This window comes from Pseudomonas sp. M1 (assembly GCF_022760135.1).
GTDB lineage: Bacteria > Pseudomonadota > Gammaproteobacteria > Pseudomonadales > Pseudomonadaceae > Pseudomonas > Pseudomonas citronellolis.
On record NZ_CP094343.1, the window covers coordinates 5,810,214 to 5,829,011 of the forward strand.

19 protein-coding genes are annotated in these 18,798 nt (G+C 66.8%); 3 read left to right on the plus strand and 16 right to left on the minus strand.

Annotation, left to right across the window (positions count from 1 at the left end; genetic code table 11):
• Window positions 1-4: 4 nt before the first annotated feature.
• The 6 genes from ispH to murJ all read right to left on the minus strand — a co-directional run bounded on the left by ispH (window position 5) and on the right by murJ (window position 7,413).
• Window positions 5-949, minus strand: coding sequence for a 4-hydroxy-3-methylbut-2-enyl diphosphate reductase (gene ispH / locus PM1_RS25710; protein WP_009617562.1), 945 nt, complete (start codon window positions 947-949; stop codon window positions 5-7).
• A gap of 81 nt (window positions 950-1,030) precedes the next feature.
• A complete protein-coding gene (fkpB, locus tag PM1_RS25715) occupies window positions 1,031-1,483 on the minus strand; it encodes an FKBP-type peptidyl-prolyl cis-trans isomerase (RefSeq protein ID WP_009617560.1) in 453 nt (150 codons plus the stop codon).
• Window positions 1,476-1,979, minus strand: coding sequence for a signal peptidase II (gene lspA, locus PM1_RS25720; RefSeq protein WP_009617559.1), 504 nt, complete (start codon window positions 1,977-1,979; stop codon window positions 1,476-1,478). The genes fkpB and lspA overlap by 8 nt, the downstream gene beginning before the upstream one ends.
• Window positions 1,972-4,806, minus strand: coding sequence for an isoleucine--tRNA ligase (gene ileS, locus PM1_RS25725; protein ID WP_009617558.1), 2,835 nt, complete (start codon window positions 4,804-4,806; stop codon window positions 1,972-1,974). Before ileS ends, lspA begins: the two co-directional genes overlap by 8 nt.
• A gap of 23 nt (window positions 4,807-4,829) precedes the next feature.
• Window positions 4,830-5,768, minus strand: a complete 939-nt coding sequence (ribF, locus tag PM1_RS25730; protein ID WP_009617557.1) for a bifunctional riboflavin kinase/FAD synthetase — start codon at window positions 5,766-5,768, stop codon at window positions 4,830-4,832.
• A gap of 106 nt (window positions 5,769-5,874) precedes the next feature.
• Window positions 5,875-7,413 (minus strand): murein biosynthesis integral membrane protein MurJ, encoded by a 1,539-nt coding sequence (murJ, locus tag PM1_RS25735; protein ID WP_009617556.1) that lies wholly within the window; start codon window positions 7,411-7,413, stop codon window positions 5,875-5,877.
• A gap of 242 nt (window positions 7,414-7,655) precedes the next feature.
• On the opposite strand from murJ, the gene rpsT reads away from it, so the two are divergent.
• On the plus strand, window positions 7,656-7,925 hold the full coding sequence (gene rpsT, locus PM1_RS25740; protein ID WP_009617555.1) for a 30S ribosomal protein S20: 270 nt from the start codon (window positions 7,656-7,658) through the stop codon (window positions 7,923-7,925).
• Window positions 7,926-8,282: 357 nt separating this feature from the next.
• Here rpsT and PM1_RS25745 read toward each other — a convergent pair whose 3' ends face one another.
• From PM1_RS25745 to rplU, 5 genes are all read right to left on the minus strand, one after another.
• Window positions 8,283-8,744, minus strand: a complete 462-nt coding sequence (locus PM1_RS25745) for a CreA family protein (RefSeq protein WP_024128148.1) — start codon at window positions 8,742-8,744, stop codon at window positions 8,283-8,285.
• 26 nt (window positions 8,745-8,770) lie between these two features.
• On the minus strand, window positions 8,771-9,889 hold the full coding sequence (proB, locus tag PM1_RS25750) for a glutamate 5-kinase (RefSeq protein ID WP_009617553.1): 1,119 nt from the start codon (window positions 9,887-9,889) through the stop codon (window positions 8,771-8,773).
• Window positions 9,890-9,951: 62 nt separating this feature from the next.
• Complete coding sequence (gene cgtA / locus PM1_RS25755; protein WP_009617552.1) at window positions 9,952-11,172, minus strand: Obg family GTPase CgtA; 1,221 nt, start codon at window positions 11,170-11,172, stop codon at window positions 9,952-9,954.
• A 156-nt stretch (window positions 11,173-11,328) separates the two neighbouring features.
• Window positions 11,329-11,586, minus strand: a complete 258-nt coding sequence (rpmA, locus tag PM1_RS25760) for a 50S ribosomal protein L27 (protein ID WP_009617551.1) — start codon at window positions 11,584-11,586, stop codon at window positions 11,329-11,331.
• A gap of 24 nt (window positions 11,587-11,610) precedes the next feature.
• Window positions 11,611-11,922, minus strand: a complete 312-nt coding sequence (gene rplU / locus PM1_RS25765; protein WP_009617549.1) for a 50S ribosomal protein L21 — start codon at window positions 11,920-11,922, stop codon at window positions 11,611-11,613.
• Window positions 11,923-12,162: 240 nt separating this feature from the next.
• On the opposite strand from rplU, the gene PM1_RS25770 reads away from it, so the two are divergent.
• Both PM1_RS25770 and PM1_RS25775 read left to right on the plus strand, forming a co-directional pair.
• On the plus strand, window positions 12,163-13,131 hold the full coding sequence (locus tag PM1_RS25770) for a polyprenyl synthetase family protein (protein WP_009617548.1): 969 nt from the start codon (window positions 12,163-12,165) through the stop codon (window positions 13,129-13,131).
• A gap of 176 nt (window positions 13,132-13,307) precedes the next feature.
• The gene (locus tag PM1_RS25775; RefSeq protein ID WP_009617547.1) at window positions 13,308-13,532 is read left to right on the plus strand and encodes a PA4570 family protein; all 225 of its coding nucleotides are present in this window, start codon (window positions 13,308-13,310) and stop codon (window positions 13,530-13,532) included.
• 478 nt (window positions 13,533-14,010) lie between these two features.
• On the opposite strand, the gene PM1_RS25780 is transcribed toward PM1_RS25775, so the two are convergent.
• The 5 genes from PM1_RS25780 to PM1_RS25800 form a co-directional block, all read right to left on the minus strand.
• Window positions 14,011-14,628 carry an FKBP-type peptidyl-prolyl cis-trans isomerase gene (locus PM1_RS25780; protein WP_009617545.1) on the minus strand — a complete coding sequence of 206 codons (618 nt, stop codon included), beginning with the start codon at window positions 14,626-14,628 and terminating at the stop codon, window positions 14,011-14,013.
• A gap of 70 nt (window positions 14,629-14,698) precedes the next feature.
• Window positions 14,699-14,998: a DUF6482 family protein gene (locus PM1_RS25785; RefSeq protein WP_009617543.1), complete on the minus strand. Its 300-nt coding sequence runs from the start codon at window positions 14,996-14,998 to the stop codon at window positions 14,699-14,701.
• Window positions 14,999-15,122: 124 nt separating this feature from the next.
• Window positions 15,123-15,617 carry a TIGR00645 family protein gene (locus tag PM1_RS25790; RefSeq protein WP_009617541.1) on the minus strand — a complete coding sequence of 165 codons (495 nt, stop codon included), beginning with the start codon at window positions 15,615-15,617 and terminating at the stop codon, window positions 15,123-15,125.
• A 168-nt stretch (window positions 15,618-15,785) separates the two neighbouring features.
• Complete coding sequence (locus tag PM1_RS25795; protein WP_009617539.1) at window positions 15,786-16,127, minus strand: PA4575 family protein; 342 nt, start codon at window positions 16,125-16,127, stop codon at window positions 15,786-15,788.
• Between the two features lie 179 nt (window positions 16,128-16,306).
• On the minus strand, window positions 16,307-18,790 hold the full coding sequence (locus tag PM1_RS25800) for a Lon protease family protein (protein WP_009617537.1): 2,484 nt from the start codon (window positions 18,788-18,790) through the stop codon (window positions 16,307-16,309).
• Between the last annotated feature and the right edge of the window lie 8 nt (window positions 18,791-18,798).

The window sequence follows — 18,798 nt, forward strand, 5'->3', positions numbered from 1 at the left end:
GGCCCTAAACCGCCTTCACCCGCAGTTCCTTGGGCATCGAGAAGGTAATGTTCTCCTCCCGCCCATCCAGCTCCACCTCGGGCTCCGCGCCCCATTTGCGCAGTTGTTCGATCACCCCGCGCACCAGCACTTCCGGGGCGGAGGCGCCGGCGGTGATGCCGATGAGCCGCTTGCCTTCGAACCATTCGCGCTTGAGGTCCTCGGCGCCATCGATCAGGTAGCCGGGGGTGCCCATGCGTTCGGCGAGTTCGCGCAGGCGGTTGGAGTTGGAGCTGTTCGGGCTGCCCACCACCAGCACCAGGTCGCACTGGTCGGCCAGGTCCTTGACGGCGTCCTGGCGGTTCTGGGTGGCGTAGCAGATGTCGTTCTTGCGCGGGCCCTTGATGTACGGGAATTTCGCGCGCAGGGCGTCGATCACCTTGGAGGTGTCGTCCATCGACAGGGTGGTCTGGGTGACGAAGTGCAGGGCCTCGGGGTTGCGCACTTGCAGCGCGGCCACGTCTTCCTCGTCCTCGACCAGGTAGATGTCGCCGCCATTGTCGCGGTTGTACTGGCCCATGGTGCCTTCCACCTCGGGGTGGCCTTCGTGGCCGATGAGGATGCACTCCTGGCCGTCGCGGCTGTAGCGCACCACTTCCATGTGCACCTTGGTGACCAGCGGGCAGGTGGCGTCGAAGACCTTCAGGCCGCGGTTCTCGGCCTCCTTGCGCACGGCCTGGGAGACACCGTGGGCGCTGAAGATGACGATGGTGTCGTCCGGCACCTGGTCGAGTTCCTCGACGAACACCGCGCCGCGATTGCGCAGGTTCTCCACCACGAACTTGTTGTGCACCACTTCATGGCGCACGTAGATCGGCGGGCCGAACACGTCCAGGGCGCGGTTGACGATTTCGATCGCCCGGTCGACGCCGGCACAGAAGCCGCGGGGGTTGGCGAGTTTGATTTGCATGGTCGGTCTGTCTCGGCGCGCAGAGGGGATGGCGCGATGGGCATCGCTTGGCTCAACCCATCCTACGCCTGCGAAGGGCCCTCAGAGCGCCCTTACGTCGATGATTTCCACTTCGAAGGTCAGGCTCTTGCCGGCCAGCGGGTGGTTGAAATCGATGGTCACCTGCTGTTCGTCGAAGGCCTTGACCACGCCAGGCAGCTCGGTCTTGGCGGCGTCGTTGAAGATCACCAGCAGGCCTTCGGCCAGTTCCATGTCCTGGAACTGGTCGCGCGGCATCACCTGCACGTTGGCCGGGTTCGGCTGGCCGAAGCCCTGCTCCGGCTCGATGTTCAGGGTGCGCTTGTCGCCGGCCTTGAGGCCGAACAGCGCCTGCTCGAAGCCCGGCAGCAGGTTGCCGTCGCCGACCTTGAAGGTGGCCGGCTGCTTGTCGAAGGTGCTGTCGACGACGTTGCCGTCCTCCAGCTTGAGGGCGAAGTGCAGGGTGACTTCGGTATCCGCTCCGATGCGCTGGATATCACTGCTGCTGTCAGCCATGGGCGGTCTCTCCGGATTTCTTCGTCTTGAACATGTCCAGCGCCAGCATGATGGCGCCTACGGTGATGGCGCTGTCGGCCAGGTTGAACGCCGGGAAGTACCAGCGGTTCTGCCAGTGCACCAGGATGAAGTCGATCACGTGGCCGAGCACGATGCGGTCGTACAGGTTGCCCAGCGCGCCGCCCAGCACCAGGGCCAGGGCGATGGCCAGCCAGGTGTCGCTGGGCTTCAGGCGCTTGAGCCAGATGACCAGCACCGCGCTGACCACGATGGCGATCAGGGCGAACAGCCAGCGCTGCCAGCCGGAGCTGTCGGCCAGGAAGCTGAAGGCCGCGCCGGTGTTGTAGGCCAGGGTCCAGCTGAACAGGTCGGGGATGACCACGATCTGCTGGTACAGGCTCAGCGTGCCTTCGAAGTAGGCCTTGCTGACCTGGTCGAGGACCAGGACCAGCACGGTTATCCACAGCAGGCCGAGGCGGCCGAAGCGGTTAGGCATAGTGGCGAACCTCGCCGGCGCCTTCGATGTTCTCCACGCAGCGGCCGCAGATTTCCGGGTGCGCGGCGTGGCTGCCGACGTCCTCGCGGTGGTGCCAGCAACGGGCGCACTTGGCGTGGGCCGACTTCACTACCTTCAGCTTGAGGCCGGGCAGTTCGCTCTGCACGGCATCGGCCGGGGCATCGGCCAGGGGCGCGAGGGTGGCGATGGAGGTGATCAGCACGAAGCGCAGCTCGTTGCCCAGCTTGTCCAGGCTGCGGGCCAGGTCGTCCTCGGCGTAGAGGGTGACCTCGGCCTGCAGGTTGCCGCCGATGGCCTTGGCGGTGCGCTGGTTCTCCAGCTCCTTGTTGACCGCGGCCTTGGCGGCCATGACCTGCTCCCAGTAGGCGCGGCCCAGCTCGGCGTCGGCCGGCAGTTCGGACAGGCCGTCGTACCAGGTGGTCAGCATGACCGACTCGGCACGCTCGCCGGGCAGGAACTTCCACACTTCCTCGGCGGTGAAGGCCAAGATCGGCGCGACCCAGCGCACCAGCGCCTCGGCGATGTGGAACAGCGCGGTCTGGCAGGAGCGGCGGGCGACGCTGTCGGCCTGGGTGGTGTACTGGCGGTCCTTGATGATGTCCAGGTAGAAGCCGCCCAGCTCCTGCACGCAGAAGTTGTGCACCTTGGAGTAGACGTTCCAGAAGCGGTACTCGCGGTAGGCCTCTTCCAGCTCACGCTGCAGCAGCAGGGCGCGGTCCACGGCCCAGCGGTCCAGGGCCAGCAACTGGTCGTTGGGCAGCAGGTCCTTGGCCGGGTCGAAGCCGGTCAGGTTGGAGAGCAGGAAGCGCGTGGTGTTGCGGATGCGCCGGTAGGCGTCGGCGCTGCGCTGCAGGATGGTCTGGGAGACCGCGATCTCGCCGGAGTAGTCGGTGGAGGCCACCCACAGGCGCAGGATGTCGGCGCCCAGGGTGTCGATCACGGTCTGCGGCACCACGGTGTTGCCCAGGGACTTGGACATCTTGCGGCCGGACTCGTCCACGGTGAAGCCGTGGGTCAGCAGCTGGCGGTACGGCGCGTGGCCGTCGATGGCGCAGCCGGTCAGCAGCGAGGAGTGGAACCAGCCGCGGTGCTGGTCGGAACCTTCCAGGTAGAGGTCGGCGGCCGGGCCATCGGCATGGCCCAGCTCGGCGTGGGAGCCGCGCAGCACGTGCCAGTGGGTGGTGCCGGAGTCGAACCAGACGTCCAGGGTGTCGTTGATCTTGTCGTACTGCGCGGCTTCGTCACCCAGCAGTTCGGCGGCGTCGAGCTTGAACCAGGCCTCGATGCCCTCCTTCTCCACGCGCTGGGCGACTGCTTCCATCAGCTCGACGGTGCGCGGGTGCAGCTCGCCGGTGGCCTTGTGCAGGAAGAACGGGATGGGCACGCCCCAGTTGCGCTGGCGCGAGATGCACCAGTCCGGACGGCCGGCGATCATGCCGTGCAGGCGCGCCTGGCCCCAGCTGGGCACGAATTCGGTCTGGGTGATGGCTTCCAGCGCGCGCTCGCGCAGGGTCGCGCCGCTCTCCGGCTGCTTGTCCATGCCGACGAACCACTGCGCGGTGGCGCGGTAGATCAGCGGCGTCTTGTGGCGCCAGCAGTGCATGTAGCTGTGGTTGATGCTGGCGTGCTTGAGCAGCGCCCCCACTTCGTCCAGCTTGGCGACGATGTTCGGGTTGGCCTTCCAGATGAACTGGCCGCCGAAGAACGGCAGGTCCTGAACATACACGCCGTTGCTCTGCACCGGGCTGAGGATGTCGTCGTTGCTCATGCCGTACTGCTTGCAGGTACGGAAGTCGTCCTCGCCGTAGGCCGGCGCGGAGTGGACGATGCCGGTGCCGGCGTCCAGGGCCACGTACTCGGCCAAGTAGACCGGCGAGAAGCGCTCGTAGAACGGGTGGCGGAAGCGGATCAGGTCCAGCGCCTCGCCCTTGGCGGTGGCGATGACCTGGCCTTCCAGGCCGTAGCGCTGCAGGCAGGACTCGACCAGTTCCTCGGCCAGCACCAGCAGGCGCGCGCCGGTATCGACCAGGGCGTAGGTGAATTCGGGGTGGACGTTCAGCGCCTGGTTGGCCGGGATGGTCCAGGGGGTGGTGGTCCAGATGACGATGGCGGCGGGCTTGGCCAGGCTCGGCAGGCCGAAGGCGGCGGCCAGCTTGCCTTCGTCTTCCACCGGGAAGGCGACGTCGATGGCGTCGGACTTCTTGTCGGCGTACTCGACTTCCGCCTCGGCCAGGGCCGAGCCGCAGTCGAAGCACCAGTTCACCGGCTTCAGGCCCTTGAACACGAAGCCCTGCCTGACCATCTCGGCCAGGGCGCGGATTTCGCCGGCCTCGTTGGCGAAGTTCATGGTCTTGTAGGGGTTGTCCCACTCGCCGAGCACGCCCAGGCGGATGAAGTCGGCCTTCTGCCCCTCGATCTGCTCGGTGGCGTAGGCGCGGCACAGTTCGCGGGTCTTGTCCGCCGGCAGGTTCTTGCCGTGGGTGGTCTCGACCTTGTGCTCGATGGGCAGGCCGTGGCAGTCCCAGCCCGGCACGTAGGGGGCGTCGTAGCCGGCCAGGGTGCGCGAGCGGACGATCAGGTCCTTGAGGATCTTGTTGACCGCGTGACCGATGTGGATGCTGCCGTTGGCGTAGGGCGGGCCATCGTGCAGGATGAATTTCGGGCGACCTTCGCCGGCCTTCCGCAGCTTCTGGTACAGGCCGATGTCGTTCCAGAACTTCAGGGTTTCCGGCTCGCGCTGGGGCAGGCCGGCTTTCATCGGGAACTGGGTATCGGGAAGGTTCAGCGTGGCTTTGTAGTCGGTCATCTCAGGGCCTGTTCGGAATTTCTTCAATCAAGCGGTTGGCCCAGCCAGTAGGCCCGGGCGGCGGCTATGTCGGCGAGGATCGCCGCCTTCAGTGCCTCGAGGGAGGCGAAGCGCTGCTCATCTCGCAGCTTCTGGTGGAAGGTCACATCCAGGTGCAGGCCGTAGAGGTCGCCGGCGAAGTCCAGCAGATGCACTTCCAGGTGGGGCCGGCCATCACCGTTGACCGACGGCCGCGTGCCGATGTTGGCCACCCCATTGACGCGCTGGCCGGCCACTTCCGTGCTGACCAGGTAGACGCCGTTCAGCGGCGCCTTGCGGCGCTTGAGCTGGATGTTGGCGGTGGGCGAACCCAGGGTGCGGCCGAGCTTCTGCCCGTGCAGCACCCGCCCGCTCAGGCGGAACGGCCGGCCCAGCAGGCGCTCGGCCTGGTGCAGGTCGCCGTCGGCGAGCACCTTGCGGATGCGCGAGCTGCTCACCCGCATGCCGTCGACTTCCACCGTGGTGGCGGCCTCGACGGTGAAACCCTGCTCGGCGCTGGCCCGGACCAGGAAGGCGAAGTCGCCGGAACGGTCGCAGCCGAAGCGGAAGTCGTCGCCCACTTCCAGGTGGCGCACCGCCAGGCCGTCCACCAGCACCTGGCGGACGAACTCGGCGGCCGACAGTTCGCGCAGGCGGCGGTTGAAGGTCAGGCACAGGACGAAGTCGACGCCCTGCTCGCGCAGCAGTTCGAGCTTCTCGCGCAGGCGCGTCAGGCGCACCGGCGCGGCATCCGGGGCGAAGTATTCGCGCGGCTGCGGCTCGAAGATCACCACGCAGCTGGGCACGCCCAGCTCCTGCGAGCGCTCGCGCAGACGCGCCAGGATCGCCTGGTGGCCAAGGTGGACGCCGTCGAAATTGCCGATGGTGGCAACGCAGCCCCCGGACAGGGGCCGCAGGTTGTGGAGGCCTCGAAGCAGCTGCATAGCGCGCGTATTGCTCAGAAAGTGGTCGATTATACCTGCACCCGCCGCCGCGCGACAGGCACAAAGCCGCCGCGCGTCACGGATGCACCCAAGTGCCGGCGCCGGGCTAGCTCACCGCCCGCCGCGAGAAGTCGCGCAGGCGGAAGCCCAGCAGCGCCAGCATACCGAAATAGGCCACCACGCCGGCCACCACCAGCACGCCCAGGCGCGCCAGGCGCAACGGCATGCCGCCCAGGTCCCAGGCCGGCATGAAGTGCATCAGGCCCAGCAGCACGGCGGACATCACCAGCACCGCCAGCACCAGCTTGCCGAGGAACTTCGCCCAGCCCGGCTGCGGCTCGAACAGGTCGTGCTTGCGCAGCTGCCAGTACAGAAGGCCGGCGTTGAGGCAGGCCGCCAGGCTGATGGCCAGGGCCAGGCCCGCGTGCTTGAGCGGGCCGATGAACACCAGGTTCATCGCCTGGGTGGAAATCAGGGTGAAGAGCGCGATCTTCACCGGCGTGCGGATGTTCTGCCGGGCATAGAAGCCCGGCGCCAGCACCTTGACCAGGATGATCCCGAGCAGGCCCACGGCGTAGGCGATGAGCGCGCGCTGGGTCATGAGCGCGTCGTTGGCGCTGAACTTGCCGTACTGGAACAGCGACACGGTCAGCGGCTCGGCGATCAGCGCCAGGGCCAGGGCGCAGGGCAGCACCAGCAGGAAGCACAGGCGCAGGCCCCAGTCCATCAGGCGCGAATACTCGTGGCGGTCGTCGCTGGCGTAGGTCTTGGCCAGGGACGGCAGCAGGATGGTGCCCAGGGCCACGCCCAGCACGCCGGAGGGCAGCTCCATCAGGCGGTCGGCGTAGTACATCCAGGACACCGAGCCTGCGGCCAGGAAGGAAGCGAAGATGGTGTTGATGATCAGCGAGATCTGGCTCACCGACACGCCGAGGATCGCCGGGCCCATCTGCTTGAGCACGCGCCACACGCCGCTGTCGCGCAGGTTCAGGCGCGGCAGCACCAGCATGCCGATCTTCTTCAGGTGCGGCAGTTGGTAGAGCAGCTGCGCCAGGCCGCCGGCCAGCACCGCCCAGCCCAGGGCCATCACCGGCGGGTCGAAATACGGGGTGAGGAACAGCGAGAAGGCGATCATGCTGACGTTCAGCAGGGTCGGCACGAAGGCCGGCACCGAGAAGCGGTTCCAGGTATTGAGGATGGCCCCGGCCAGCGAGGCCAGGGAAATCAGCAGGATGTAGGGGAAGGTCACCCGCAGCAGCGCTGTGGTCAGGTCGAACTTCTCCGGAGTGTCGGCGAAGCCCGGCGCGGTGATCCAGATCACCCAGGGCGCGGCGAGGATGCCCAGCGCGGTGACCAGCGCCAGCACCAGGGTCAGCAGGCCGGAGACATAGGCGATGAAGGTGCGAGCGGCCTCCTCGCCCTGCTGCGTCTTGTATTCGGCGAGGATGGGCACGAAGGCCTGGGAGAAGGCGCCCTCGGCGAAGATGCGGCGCAGCAGGTTGGGCAGCTTGAAGGCGACGAAGAAGGCGTCGGTGGCCATGCCGGCGCCGAACATGCGCGCTACTATGGTGTCCCGGACGAAGCCGAGCACCCGCGAGATCATGGTCATGGAGCTGACCGCGGCCAGCGATTTGAGTAGATTCATTGCATCCGGGACTTGTCAGCGCAGGGTGGCCCTGCCCGCGGGCGGCCGGATCGCCCGGCGGCCAGTAAAGGGCGTCGAGTGTATGGCCGCCGGTCGAATAAATCACCCACCCAGTCCGCGAATCCCCGGTCATGCCGCTCGTCGGAGGCCGCTCATACCCTTGACAAGGCACGGACTCGACGGCATCATTCGCGGCCTTAATTTATTCGCTATATCCCAAGTTTTTCTCGAGGAGCTCGACGGTGGCCAACACACCTTCCGCCAAAAAACGCGCCAAACAGGCTGAGAAGCGTCGCAGCCACAACGCCAGCCTGCGTTCCATGGTTCGTACCTACATCAAGAACGTAGTCAAGGCAGTCGATGCCAAGGACCTGCCCAAGGCCCAGGCCGCTCTGGTTGCCGCCGTACCGGTCATCGACCGCATGGCTGACAAAGGCATCATCCACAAGAACAAGGCCGCTCGCCACAAGAGCCGCCTGAACGCCCACGTGAAGGCCCTGGCCACCGCGTAAGCGTTGCGTTCTTGAAAAACCGGCCCCAGTGGCCGGTTTTTTATTGCCTGCGGAAAGCCTAAACCCGGCCCCGGACCGTAGGAGCGGAGCTTCTCCGCGAGCCGTAATCCCCGGCGCGATTCGCGGATAAGATCTCCTACGCCGCCCCACCCACGCATTCCCCTGTAGGAGCGCGCCCTGCGCGCGAATCGCGGGCAGGGCCCGCTCCTACGCCTCCAGGGAAGCACGGCTTTTCGTAGGATGGTGTTGAGCGAAGCGATACCCATCACCACGGCAGCATGGGTATCGCAAGCTCAACCCATCCTACGACGAGCACATCGGCGCAAGACAGTTGCTCCTACGAAAAGCAAAAGGCTTTTATTTCGCCGGCCAGGGCATGATCGGGATGGCGGTCACCGCGTTCTGCGGGCTGCCTTCGATGATGCGGTCGCTGTAGACGAGGTAGACCAGCGCGTTGCGCTTCTTGTCGAAGAAGCGCACCACCTGCATGGACTTGAATACCAGCGAGGTACGCTGCTTGAACACTTCCTCGCCGTCCTTGAGCTCGCCGGCGAAGCGGATCGGCCCGACCTGGCGGCAGGCGATGGACGCCTCGGCGCGGTCCTCGGCCAGGCCCAGGCCGCCCTTGACGCCGCCGGTCTTGGCCCGCGACAGATAGCAGGTCACCCCTTCCACCTTGGGATCGTCGAAGGCCTCGACCACGATCTTGTCGTTCGGCCCCACCCACTTGAACACCGTGGAGACCTCGCCGATCTCCTCCGCCCCTGCCAGCGCCGGCAGCATCAGCAGGCCGGCGCACACGCTCTTCCACAGCCTCATGGACGACAGCTTCATCGGTGACTCCTTCAGACCAGCACGAGGTTGTCGCGGTGCACCAGCTCCGGGCCGTCGACGTAGCCGAGCAGGCCCTCGATGGCATCGGTCGGCTGGCCGATGATCTTCTGCGCCTCCAGGGCGCTGTAGTTGGCCAGGCCGCGGGCGATCTCGCGACCCTGCGGGTCCACGCAAACCACCATCTCGCCGCGGCGGAAGCTGCCCTGGACCTGCTTCACGCCCACCGGCAGCAGGCTCTTGTGGTCCTCGGCGATGGCCTTGACCGCGCCGGCGTCCAGCACCAGGGTGCCGCGCATCTGCAGGTGGCCGGCCAGCCACTGCTTGCGCGCGGCCTTGCGGCTCTGCTCGGGGGTCAGGAGGGTGCCCAGGCGCTCGCCGGAGCGCAGGCGGTCGAGCACGCGCTCGATGCGCCCGCCGACGATCACCGTGTGCGCGCCGGAACGCGCCGCCAGGCGCGCCGCGCGCAGCTTGGTCTGCATGCCGCCGCGGCCGAGGGCGCCGGCACTGCCGCCAGCTACCAGGTCGAGCTGGGCGTCGTCGGCGCGGGCTTCGTAGATCAGCTGGGCTTCGGGATTGTTGCGCGGGTCGGCGTCGAACATGCCGTCGCGGTCGGTGAGGATCACCAACAGGTCGGCCTCCACCAGGTTGGCCACCAGGGCCGCCAGGGTGTCGTTGTCGCCGAAGCGGATTTCGTCGGTGACCACGGTGTCGTTCTCGTTGATCACCGGGATCACGCCGAGGTCGACCAGGGTGCGCAGGGTGTTGCGGGCGTTCAGGTAGCGCTTGCGGTCGGACAGGTCGTCATGGGTCAGCAGCACCTGGGCGGTCTGCAGGCCGTGCTGGCCGAAGCTGGACTCCCAGGCCTGCACCAGGCCCATCTGGCCGACCGCCGCCGCGGCCTGCAGCTCGTGCATGTCGCTCGGCCGGGAGACCCAGCCCAGGCGGCTCATGCCCGCCGCCACGGCGCCGGAGGACACCAGCACCAGCTCGACGCCCGCGCAGTGCAGCGCGACCATCTGCTCGACCCACACCGCCATGGCGTCGCGGTCCAGCCCGCGGCCATCGGCCGTGAGCAGGGCGCTGCCGATCTTCACCACCCAGCGCCGCGCGCCGGTCACTTTCTCACGCATACATCAACCTTACGAAGTCAGGTTTCACCAGGTTGCTTCGGGACCGGCGCACGCGGCGCCGGTCAGGGCACGTAGAAGATTTCCGGCCCGTCGCCGTCGTCCTCGTCGTCGAAATCATCGTCGTCGTCGAGGTCGTCGGCATTCTTCAGGCCGGCACGGCGCAGCGCGCGCGCGTCGTCCATGGCCTGCAGACGGGAACGCGCCTCGTCCTCGATGCGCTGGTCGAGTTCGGCCAGGGCCTCGCCGTAGGCCGGGTCTTCCTCGATGCGCAGGCTGCGCTCGTCGAGGTACTTCATGATGTCCTGGCTGAGCGCCTCGGTGCCTTCGCGCTCCAGGGCGGAGATCACGTAGACCGGACCTTCCCAGCCCAGGCGCTCGACCACCTGCTGCTTGCGCCGCTCCTGCTCTTCCGGCTCGAGGATCTGGTCCATCTTGTTCAGCACCAGCCAGCGGTCACGCTCGGTGAGCGCCGGGCTGAACTTGGCCAGCTCGTTGACGATGGTCTCGGCGGCATCGGCCGGGTCGCTCTCGTCCAGCGGCGCCATGTCGACGATGTGCAGCAGCAGGCGGGTACGCGCCAGGTGCTTGAGGAAGCGGATGCCCAGGCCGGCGCCTTCGGCGGCGCCCTCGATCAGGCCGGGGATGTCGGCGACCACGAAGCTCTTGAAGCGCCCGACGCTGACCACGCCCAGGTTCGGCACCAGGGTGGTGAAGGGGTAGTCGGCGACTTTCGGCTTGGCCGCGGACACGGCGCGGATGAAGGTGCTCTTGCCGGCGTTCGGCAGGCCCAGCAGGCCGACGTCGGCCAGGACCTTCAGCTCCAGCTTGAGGTCGCGGGCCTCGCCGGGCTTGCCCGGGGTGGTCTGCCGCGGCGCGCGGTTGGTGCTGGACTTGAAGCGGGTGTTGCCCAGGCCGTGCCAGCCGCCCTGGGCGACCATCAGGCGCTGGCCGGGCTCGGTCAGGTCGCCGATGACTTCATGGGTGCTCGCATCGATCACGGTGGTGCCCACCGGCACCGGCAGGACCAGGTCGTCGCCCTTGGCGCCGGTGCAGTCCTTGCTGCCGCCGTTCTGCCCGCGCTGGGCATCGAAACGGCGGGTGTAGCGGTAGTCCACCAGGGTGTTCAGGCTTTCGTCGGCCTCGAGGAACACCGAGCCGCCGTCACCGCCGTCACCGCCGTTGGGGCCGCCCTTCTCGATGAACTTCTCGCGGCGAAAGCTCATGAGGCCATTGCCGCCGTCACCGGCTTTCACGTGGATGGATACTTCGTCGACGAATTTCATGGGAACGCCTCCCGCCAGCGTGGCGGGTTGAATAAGAAAAGGAGCATAGGATACAGCCAAGCCCGCGCAAACGCAGGAGCCCGGGATCCGTTGCCGGGAAACGCCAGAAACAAAAAAGCCCCGTCGCGAGACAGGGCTTTTTCAGTGAAGGCTCGCTTAGGCAGCGACGACGCTTACGTAGCGACGGCCGAAGGCGCCTTTCACTTCGAACTTGATCACGCCGTCGATTTTCGCGAACAGGGTGTGATCCTTGCCCATGCCAACGCCGTAGCCGGCGTGGAACTGGGTGCCGCGCTGACGCACGATGATGTTGCCTGCTTTGACAGCCTGGCTACCGAACAGCTTCACGCCAAGGCGTTTACTTTCGGAGTCGCGGCCGTTGCGGGTACTACCGCCAGCTTTCTTGTGTGCCATGAGTCATATCCTCCAAAAAAGGAATTAGGCCTGGATGCCGGTGATCTTGATTTCAGTGAACCACTGGCGGTGGCCCTGACGCTTCATGTGGTGCTTGCGGCGGCGGAACTTGATGATGCGCACTTTGTCGTGACGACCGTGGGAAACCACTTCAGCGGTCACTTTCGCGCCTTCTACCACCGGCAGGCCGATCTTGACGTCATCGCCATTGGCGACCAGCAGAACGCGATCCAGGTTGATCGCTTCGCCGGTGGCGACGTCGAGTTTCTCGACCTTGAGGAATTCGCCTTCGGCGACTTTGTATTGCTTGCCGCCGGTAACAATAACTGCGTACATCTGGATGTCTCCGTTAGACCTGCTCACCCGACGCTTTATAGGAAGAGGTATCGGTCGGCATGGCTGCATGGGGCCGGAAGAGCGCCCGTGCAATTGCGTAAGGCAGGGTATGCCAGGGAAGTTCGGGGCCGCGATTGTACGCAAAGCCCTACGCGGACACAAGCCTTGCGGCGCTTTCCTTGACAGCCCCCACCCCGGCACCTAGCATGCCGCGCATTCTTCGAGGAGCGCCTTCGTAATATGCAACCCCAGGCTTTCTATCGGGTGGTGGCGGACGACTTCACCGCCGTCGACGGCATCATCCGTCGCCAGCTCAGCTCCCGCGTTCCCCTGGTCGAGAAGATCGGCGACTATATCATCTCCGCCGGCGGCAAGCGTCTTCGCCCGCTGCTGGTGCTGCTCAGCGGCAAGGCCCTGGGCTACTCCGGGGACGACCTGCGCCTGCTGGCCGCCACCATCGAGTTCCTGCACACCTCCACCCTGCTGCACGACGACGTGGTCGACGCCTCCGGCCTGCGCCGCGGCCGCGCCACCGCCAACGCGCAGTGGGGCAACGCGCCCAGCGTGCTGGTCGGCGACTTCCTCTATGCCCGCTCCTTCGAAATGATGGTCGAACTCGGCTCCATGCCGGTGATGCGCATCATCTCCCAGGCCACCCGGGTGATCGCCGAGGGCGAGGTGCTGCAGCTGACCAAGGTGCGCGACGCCAGCACCACCGAAGAAACCTACATGGAAGTCATCCGCGGCAAGACCGCGATGCTCTTCGAGGCCTCCACCCACAGCGCCGCCGCCATCGCCGGCGCCACCGCGGAACAGGCCGAGGCCCTGCGCCAGTTCGGCGACGCCCTGGGCATCGCCTTCCAGCTGGTGGACGACCTGCTGGACTACCGCGGCGACGCCAGCACCCTGGGCAAGAACGTCGGCGACGACCTCGCCGAGGGCAAGCCCACCCTGCCGCTGATCGCCACCATGCGCGACGGCACCCCGGAACAGGCGCTACTGGTGCGCAAGGCCATCCAGCAGGGCGGCAGCCAGGACCTGGAGGGCATCCGCGCCGCCGTGGAAGCCGCCGGCGCCCTGGACTACACCGCGAAGCTGGCGCGCGAATACGCCGCCCGCGCCATCGACTGCCTCAAGGCGCTGCCGGACAACGAGTACCGTGACGCGCTGATCGAGCTCAGCGAGTTCGCCGTCGCCCGCACCCACTGATCCGCACGCGATCCGACGAACGCCCGCCCGGCCCTGCCGCGCGGGCGTTCTGCGTTATGCGCGGTTGATCCAGGCCATGGCATTGGTCGGTTGGTGGAAAAAAATTCTGCATAGGGGCTTGCCATTGAGATAATAAGAATTATTCTCATTAACTCGGCTACCAAGGAGATGCAGAGATGACCTACATGATCGATGCCTGGCTGGACCGCCCCCATCCCTATCTGCGCATCCTCAATCGCGATACCGGGGAAGTCTGCGCCCTGCTGCAGGAAGACGCCCTGGACGAGTTGCGCGAACAGGGCGGCCTGGACCTGCACGAACTGGGCACCAGCGAGCCGCAGGTGCTCAAGGAGCTGGTGCGCAACCTGTTCCTGTTCTGCTACGCCCGCGCGCTGCGTTGAACGCTGTGGCTGTTCGCGGGAGCGCCGGGGCTTTCGTAGGAGCGGACCTTGTCCGCGATAGCCGGACGATCCGGCGCGATTCGCGGATGAGATCCGCTCCTACGCCGCCCCACCCACGCCATTCCCCTGTAGGAGCGCGCCCTGCGCGCGAATCGCGGGCAGGCCCCTCCTACAGTTCCGGGGAAGCACGGGCGTAGGAGCGGACCTTGTCCGCGATGGCGGGATGAGCGCCGGCACTGCCGGCGGAATCGCGGATAAATCCGCTACATCTCATCTGGCAAACATAACGACCCGTAGGGCCGTTCGCGAGCAAGCTCGCTCCTACGAAGAGCAAGAGCGGGATGTACAGGGCTTTTTGCGATGGCGCAGGACGCGCCATCCGTGCGGTCGCCGCCCGGGAGGCGGCTGCACAGCGGGGGCAACGTGGAGCCCCCGGCACGCCGCGGCGGCCAGGGACGGCCGCCGCGGGCTGCATCCATCAGAGGATGTCGAGCAGCTCGACGTCAAACACCAGGGTGCTGTGCGGCGGGATGCTGCCCACCGCCTGGCCGCCGTAGGCCAGTTCGGCCGGCACGTGCAGGCGCCACTTGCTGCCGGTGTTCATCAGTTGCAGGGCCTCGACCCAGCCGGCGATCACGCCGCCCACCGGGAACTCGGCCGGCTGGCCGCGCTGGTAGGAGCTGTCGAACACGCTGCCGTCGATCAGGGTACCGTGGTAGTGGGTGCGCACGGTGTCGTCGCGGGACGGCTTGGCGCCCTCGCCGGCGACCAGCACTTCGTATTGCAGGCCGGACGGCAGCACGGTGACGCCCTCGCGCTTGGCGTTCTCCACCAGGTAGGCCTTGCCTTCGGCGGCGGCCGCATCGGCCTTGGCCTGGGCTTCGGCCTGCATGCGCTGGCGGATCACCTGGAAGCTGGCGGACAGCTGCTCGGCGGGCACCCGGCTATCGGCACCGGCGAAGGCGTCGGAGAGGCCGGCCAGCACCGCGTCCAGGCTCATGCCCGGGACCGGGTTGGCACGCAGCTGGTCGCCCAGCTGGCGGCCGACGCCGTAGCTGACGCGGGCTTCGTCGGTGGAAAGGTTGAGTTCGCTCATGGCGGGGGCTCCGCTGGGTAAAAAAGGGCGGCCAGCCTAGCACAGTCGACCGCCCCGCCCCACCGCGACCTCAGTGCAGCGGCATGGGCACGCCCTCGTCGTTCTGCGCGCTGCCGCTCTGCGAGCCGCACATCTCGTCCTGCACCGCGGCATGCACCAGTTGGAAAGGGATCGGTGGCAACGCCGTCAGCAATTGGCGGGCGTGCTCCAGCGAACGCACCCCGAGCACGTGCCCCTTGGCGTCCTGGATCGGGAAGAAACGCTGGCCCACGCGCGCCTCCAGCACGTAGATGCCGCCCTCCAGGGATACCAGGTTGAGTTCGTCGATATCCCCGGCGAGGGAACGGTTGGTCAGCTCTTGCAGGTTCATCGCGCACCTCCAGGGTAGGCTCCAACGCAGCCAGTCTGGTACAGCGCGCCGGCCGCGCCCAGCGCAAACGACACCGCCCGTCAGTTGTGGCTGACGGGCGGTGTGCTGGAGGCGGGAAAAGCGATCAGTGGTCGTGGCGCGTGGCCTTGTCCAGGTAACCCATGGCGAACGCGGAGAGGACGAAGGTGAGGTGGATGATCACGTACCACATCAGCTTGTTGTCCGGGACGTTCTTGGCGTCCATGAAGATGCGCAGCAGGTGGATCGAGGAGATCGCCACGATGGAAGCGGCCACCTTGTTCTTCAGCGAACTGGCGTCCATCTTGCCGAGCCAGCTGAGCTTTTCCTTGCCTTCGGAAATGTCCAGCTGCGAGACGAAGTTCTCGTAGCCGGAGAACATCACCATCACCAGCAGGCCGCCGACCAGGGCCATGTCGATCAGCGACAGCAGCACCAGGATCAGGTCGGCCTCGGCGATCGAGAAGATGTCCGGGAGGATGTGGAGGATTTCCTGGAAGAACTTGATGGTCAATGCCAGCAGCGCCAGCGACAGGCCGATATAGACCGGCGCCAGCAGCCAGCGGGCGGCGTACATGCTGTTTTCGATGAAACGTTCCATGGCCTTCGCAAAAGGAGTTCAGAAATGGCGCAGGATTATAGCTGAAGGCCTGCGGCGAGTTATCCAGTTATTCTGTGGATAAATATGTGCAGGAGCGCCGGAAGAAACGCGCCAGCCCCCGCCCGCCGTGGGTTGGCGGCGGTCGCTCAGAGACTGCGCAATGCGCCTTCAGGACTCGGGGTGAGACTGGTAGTCCCCGAAATTGCGCACGCGCTCGCCATTGATGCGGCGCAGCTCGGCCTGCAGGTGCAGTTGCCAGATGGGCAGGTCGTCGGCGGGCACGTAGCCCTGCTGGGCCAGGCAGTCGGCGATGGCGTCGAGCACGCCCTCGGCCACGAAAGGCCCGTAGAACGGGCCCTGGGCCTTGATGGCGGTGGGCTGGGCCCCCGCCATGCCCGCGGCGCAGAGCAGTGTCCAGAGTCCATTCTCTCCGGCCAGCGGCCTGATCACGCACTCGATGCGCGTGGTCAACCCCAGACAGGGGCGGATAAGGCAGAGGTTACGCGGCATGGCGGCACCCTCGCGGTTGTCCTGTTTTCGAGCCTACACCCGGGGTTGACCTCGGGAAAGCCCGTTTTATCCACCATAGCTGTGGATATCGTTGTGGACACCACGGGGGCAAAGGCGCCCGACGAGCGCCATTGCTGGGAACCCCGCCGCTGGTCAAGGACTGGCCAGCGGCAGCGGGCTCAGTCGCTGTCCTTCTTCTTGCGCGCCCGCTCCTTCTCCACCTGGGGCGCCTTGGCGGCCTTGGCGGCGGCCGGCGCGGCCTCCTTAGCGAGCTTTTCCTTGTCCTCCTCGTCCATGCCCATGGCGTCGATCTCCTTGAGGCGCTCGACCACCCGCGCGTTGACGCTGCCGGCCGGGAACTGGCCCTTGGCGTCCGGCGCGCCGGCCGGCTCGCCGACCAGCAGGCCCAGCGCCTCGTCGACGTGGCGCACCGCGTAGACATTGAACAGGCCGTTGCGCACCGCCTGCAGCACGCGCTCGTCGAGCATCAGGGTGGTGACGTTGGAACGCGGGATGATCACCCCCTGCTCGCCGGTCAGGCCGCGGGCCTCGCAGAGGCGGAAGAAACCTTCGATCTTCTCGTTGACGCCGCCCACCGCCTGCACTTCGCCGAACTGGTTGATCGAACCGGTGATGGCGAAGCACTGCCGCAGCGGCGTGCGCGACAGCGCCGAGATCAGCGTGCAGACCTCGCCGAGCGAGGCGCTGTCGCCGTCGACGTAGCCGTAGGACTGCTCCAGGGCGATGCTCGCGGAGATTTCCAGCGGGAACTCCTGGGCGTAGCGGCTGCCCAGGTAGCCGGTGAGGATCATCACGCCCTTGGAGTGGATCGGCTGGCCCAGGCTGACCTCGCGCTCGATGTCGACGATGCCGCTGCCGCCCGGGTAGACGGTGGCGGAGATGCGCGCCGGCACGCCGAACACCGAGTCGCCCACCTCCAGCACGGTGAGCCCGTTGCACTTGCCCACCGCGGCGCCTTCGGTGTCGATCAGCACGATGCCGGCCAGCATGTCGTCGAGGATCCGCGCCGAGACGCGGCCGGTGCGGGTTTCCTTGGCCTTGAGGGCGCGTTCGATGTGGCCCAGGTCGGTGACCGGTTCGTTGGCCAGCTGGCGGATGAAGTCCGCCTCGCTGACCAGCTGGAACAGGTCGCCGATGCGCGCCGACAGCCGCCCCTGGTGCTCGGCCAGGCGCGCGCTGTAGGTGGCCAAGCGCGCCACCGCGGTGGCGCTCAGCGGCGCCATGCCCTCTTCCGAGGTGCGCGTCTTGAGCAGTTGGGCGAACTGTTCGAGGCTGTCCTCGGCCAGCGGGATGTCCTCGTCGAAGTCGACCAGCACGCGGAACATCTCCTGGAAGTCCGGGTCCAGGTCCTGCAGGGTGTAGTAGATCTGCCGCGAGCCGATGATGATGACCTTCAGGTGCAGCGGGATCACCTGCGGCGTCAGGCTCATGGCGGCCAGGCGGCCGAGTTCGGCCAGCGGCGATTCCATCTTCAGCTGGCGCGACTGCAGGGCGCGCTTGAGCGCGTCCCAGACGAAGGGCTCGCCCAGCAGCTTCTCCGCCTCCAGCACCAGGAAGCCGCCGTTGGCGCGGTGCAGCGCGCCCGGGCGCAGCTGCCGGTAGCTGGTGTAGAGGGCGCCCTGGTCGGAGGCGTACTCGATGCGACCGAACAGGTTGTCGTAGGTCGGGTGCGACTCGAACACCACCGGCGCGCCGCTGGTGGTGTGGTGGCCGATCACCTGGTTGGGCGCGTACAGTTCCTGCAGCATCAGCTTGCGCTGAGCATCGCTGCGCTCGGTGTCCACCAGTTGGTCGACCACGGTCTTCAGCAGGTTCAACTGCATGGCCTGCAGGTAGGTGCAGACGCCGGTGTTGTTGTTGTACTTCTCCACCAGCGGCGCCAGCAGCGGCTGCAGCGCGAGGGTGATGGTCTCCTCGTTGAGCTGGCGCAACTGGTTGCTGGACTCGCGCTTCCACTGCGGCAGGCTGGCCAGCTCCTCGTTGAGCTGTTCCTCGAGGTCGGCGATATCGGCGTGGAAACGCTCGCGCTCGGCCTCCGGCAGTTGGGCGAACTCGGCCTCGTCGAGGGCCTTGCCGTCCTTCATCGGGGTGAAGGCGATGTTCGCGCTGTCGCGGTACAGCGCCACGTCCTTCTCCAGGGCCAGGCGCTCGACGGTGTCCAGGGCCTTGTCGTAGCGCTGGTTGAAGGCGCGGTCGATGGCGCTTTTCTTCTGCTGGTAGGCCGGGTTCTCGAACACCGAGGGGAAGGTCGACAGCAGGTTGTCGATCAGTTGGTCGATGTCCGCGCCGAAGTCGGCGGCGCTGCCCGGCGGCAGTTCGATGGCGCGCGGCTCGCGGCCCTCCTCGAAGTGGTTGACGTAGACCCAGTCGGCCGGCGTCGGCAGGCGCTTGGCCTCGGCCTTCAGATAGCGCTGCACGAAGGAGAAGCGCCCGGTCCCCGGCTCGCCCATGACGAACACGTTGTAGCCCGGCCGCGGCATCGCCACACCGAACTGCAGGGCCTCCACCGCACGCTCCTGTCCTAGGACGCCGAGGAAGGGCTCCAGATCGTCGGTGGTGGCGAAGGCAAACTGCTCGGGCGAGAAGGGACGGGTCAGTTCATCGGGCGCCAGGCGCAGGCCGGCGGCAACGGATTGGGGCATCGGAAATC

Excerpts from the sequence above, each read along its gene's own strand:
- PM1_RS25745 (WP_024128148.1), bottom strand. The coding sequence starts at position 8,744 with ATGAGGCTGTGGAAGAGCGTGTGCGCCGGCCTGCTGATGCTGCCGGCG.
- fkpB (WP_009617560.1), bottom strand. The coding sequence starts at position 1,483 with ATGGCTGACAGCAGCAGTGATATCCAGCGCATCGGAGCGGATACCGAA.
- rplU (WP_009617549.1), bottom strand. The coding sequence starts at position 11,922 with ATGTACGCAGTTATTGTTACCGGCGGCAAGCAATACAAAGTCGCCGAA.
- lspA (WP_009617559.1), bottom strand. The coding sequence starts at position 1,979 with ATGCCTAACCGCTTCGGCCGCCTCGGCCTGCTGTGGATAACCGTGCTG.
- rpmA (WP_009617551.1), bottom strand. The coding sequence starts at position 11,586 with ATGGCACACAAGAAAGCTGGCGGTAGTACCCGCAACGGCCGCGACTCC.
- ileS (WP_009617558.1), bottom strand. The coding sequence starts at position 4,806 with ATGACCGACTACAAAGCCACGCTGAACCTTCCCGATACCCAGTTCCCG.
- proB (WP_009617553.1), bottom strand. The coding sequence starts at position 9,889 with ATGCGTGAGAAAGTGACCGGCGCGCGGCGCTGGGTGGTGAAGATCGGC.
- cgtA (WP_009617552.1), bottom strand. The coding sequence starts at position 11,172 with ATGAAATTCGTCGACGAAGTATCCATCCACGTGAAAGCCGGTGACGGC.
- PM1_RS25770 (WP_009617548.1), top strand. The coding sequence starts at position 12,163 with ATGCAACCCCAGGCTTTCTATCGGGTGGTGGCGGACGACTTCACCGCC.
- PM1_RS25790 (WP_009617541.1), bottom strand. The coding sequence starts at position 15,617 with ATGGAACGTTTCATCGAAAACAGCATGTACGCCGCCCGCTGGCTGCTG.
- PM1_RS25775 (WP_009617547.1), top strand. The coding sequence starts at position 13,308 with ATGACCTACATGATCGATGCCTGGCTGGACCGCCCCCATCCCTATCTG.
- PM1_RS25800 (WP_009617537.1), bottom strand. The coding sequence starts at position 18,790 with ATGCCCCAATCCGTTGCCGCCGGCCTGCGCCTGGCGCCCGATGAACTG.
- ribF (WP_009617557.1), bottom strand. The coding sequence starts at position 5,768 with ATGCAGCTGCTTCGAGGCCTCCACAACCTGCGGCCCCTGTCCGGGGGC.
- PM1_RS25785 (WP_009617543.1), bottom strand. The coding sequence starts at position 14,998 with ATGAACCTGCAAGAGCTGACCAACCGTTCCCTCGCCGGGGATATCGAC.
- PM1_RS25780 (WP_009617545.1), bottom strand. The coding sequence starts at position 14,628 with ATGAGCGAACTCAACCTTTCCACCGACGAAGCCCGCGTCAGCTACGGC.
- ispH (WP_009617562.1), bottom strand. The coding sequence starts at position 949 with ATGCAAATCAAACTCGCCAACCCCCGCGGCTTCTGTGCCGGCGTCGAC.
- murJ (WP_009617556.1), bottom strand. The coding sequence starts at position 7,413 with ATGAATCTACTCAAATCGCTGGCCGCGGTCAGCTCCATGACCATGATC.
- PM1_RS25795 (WP_009617539.1), bottom strand. The coding sequence starts at position 16,127 with ATGCCGCGTAACCTCTGCCTTATCCGCCCCTGTCTGGGGTTGACCACG.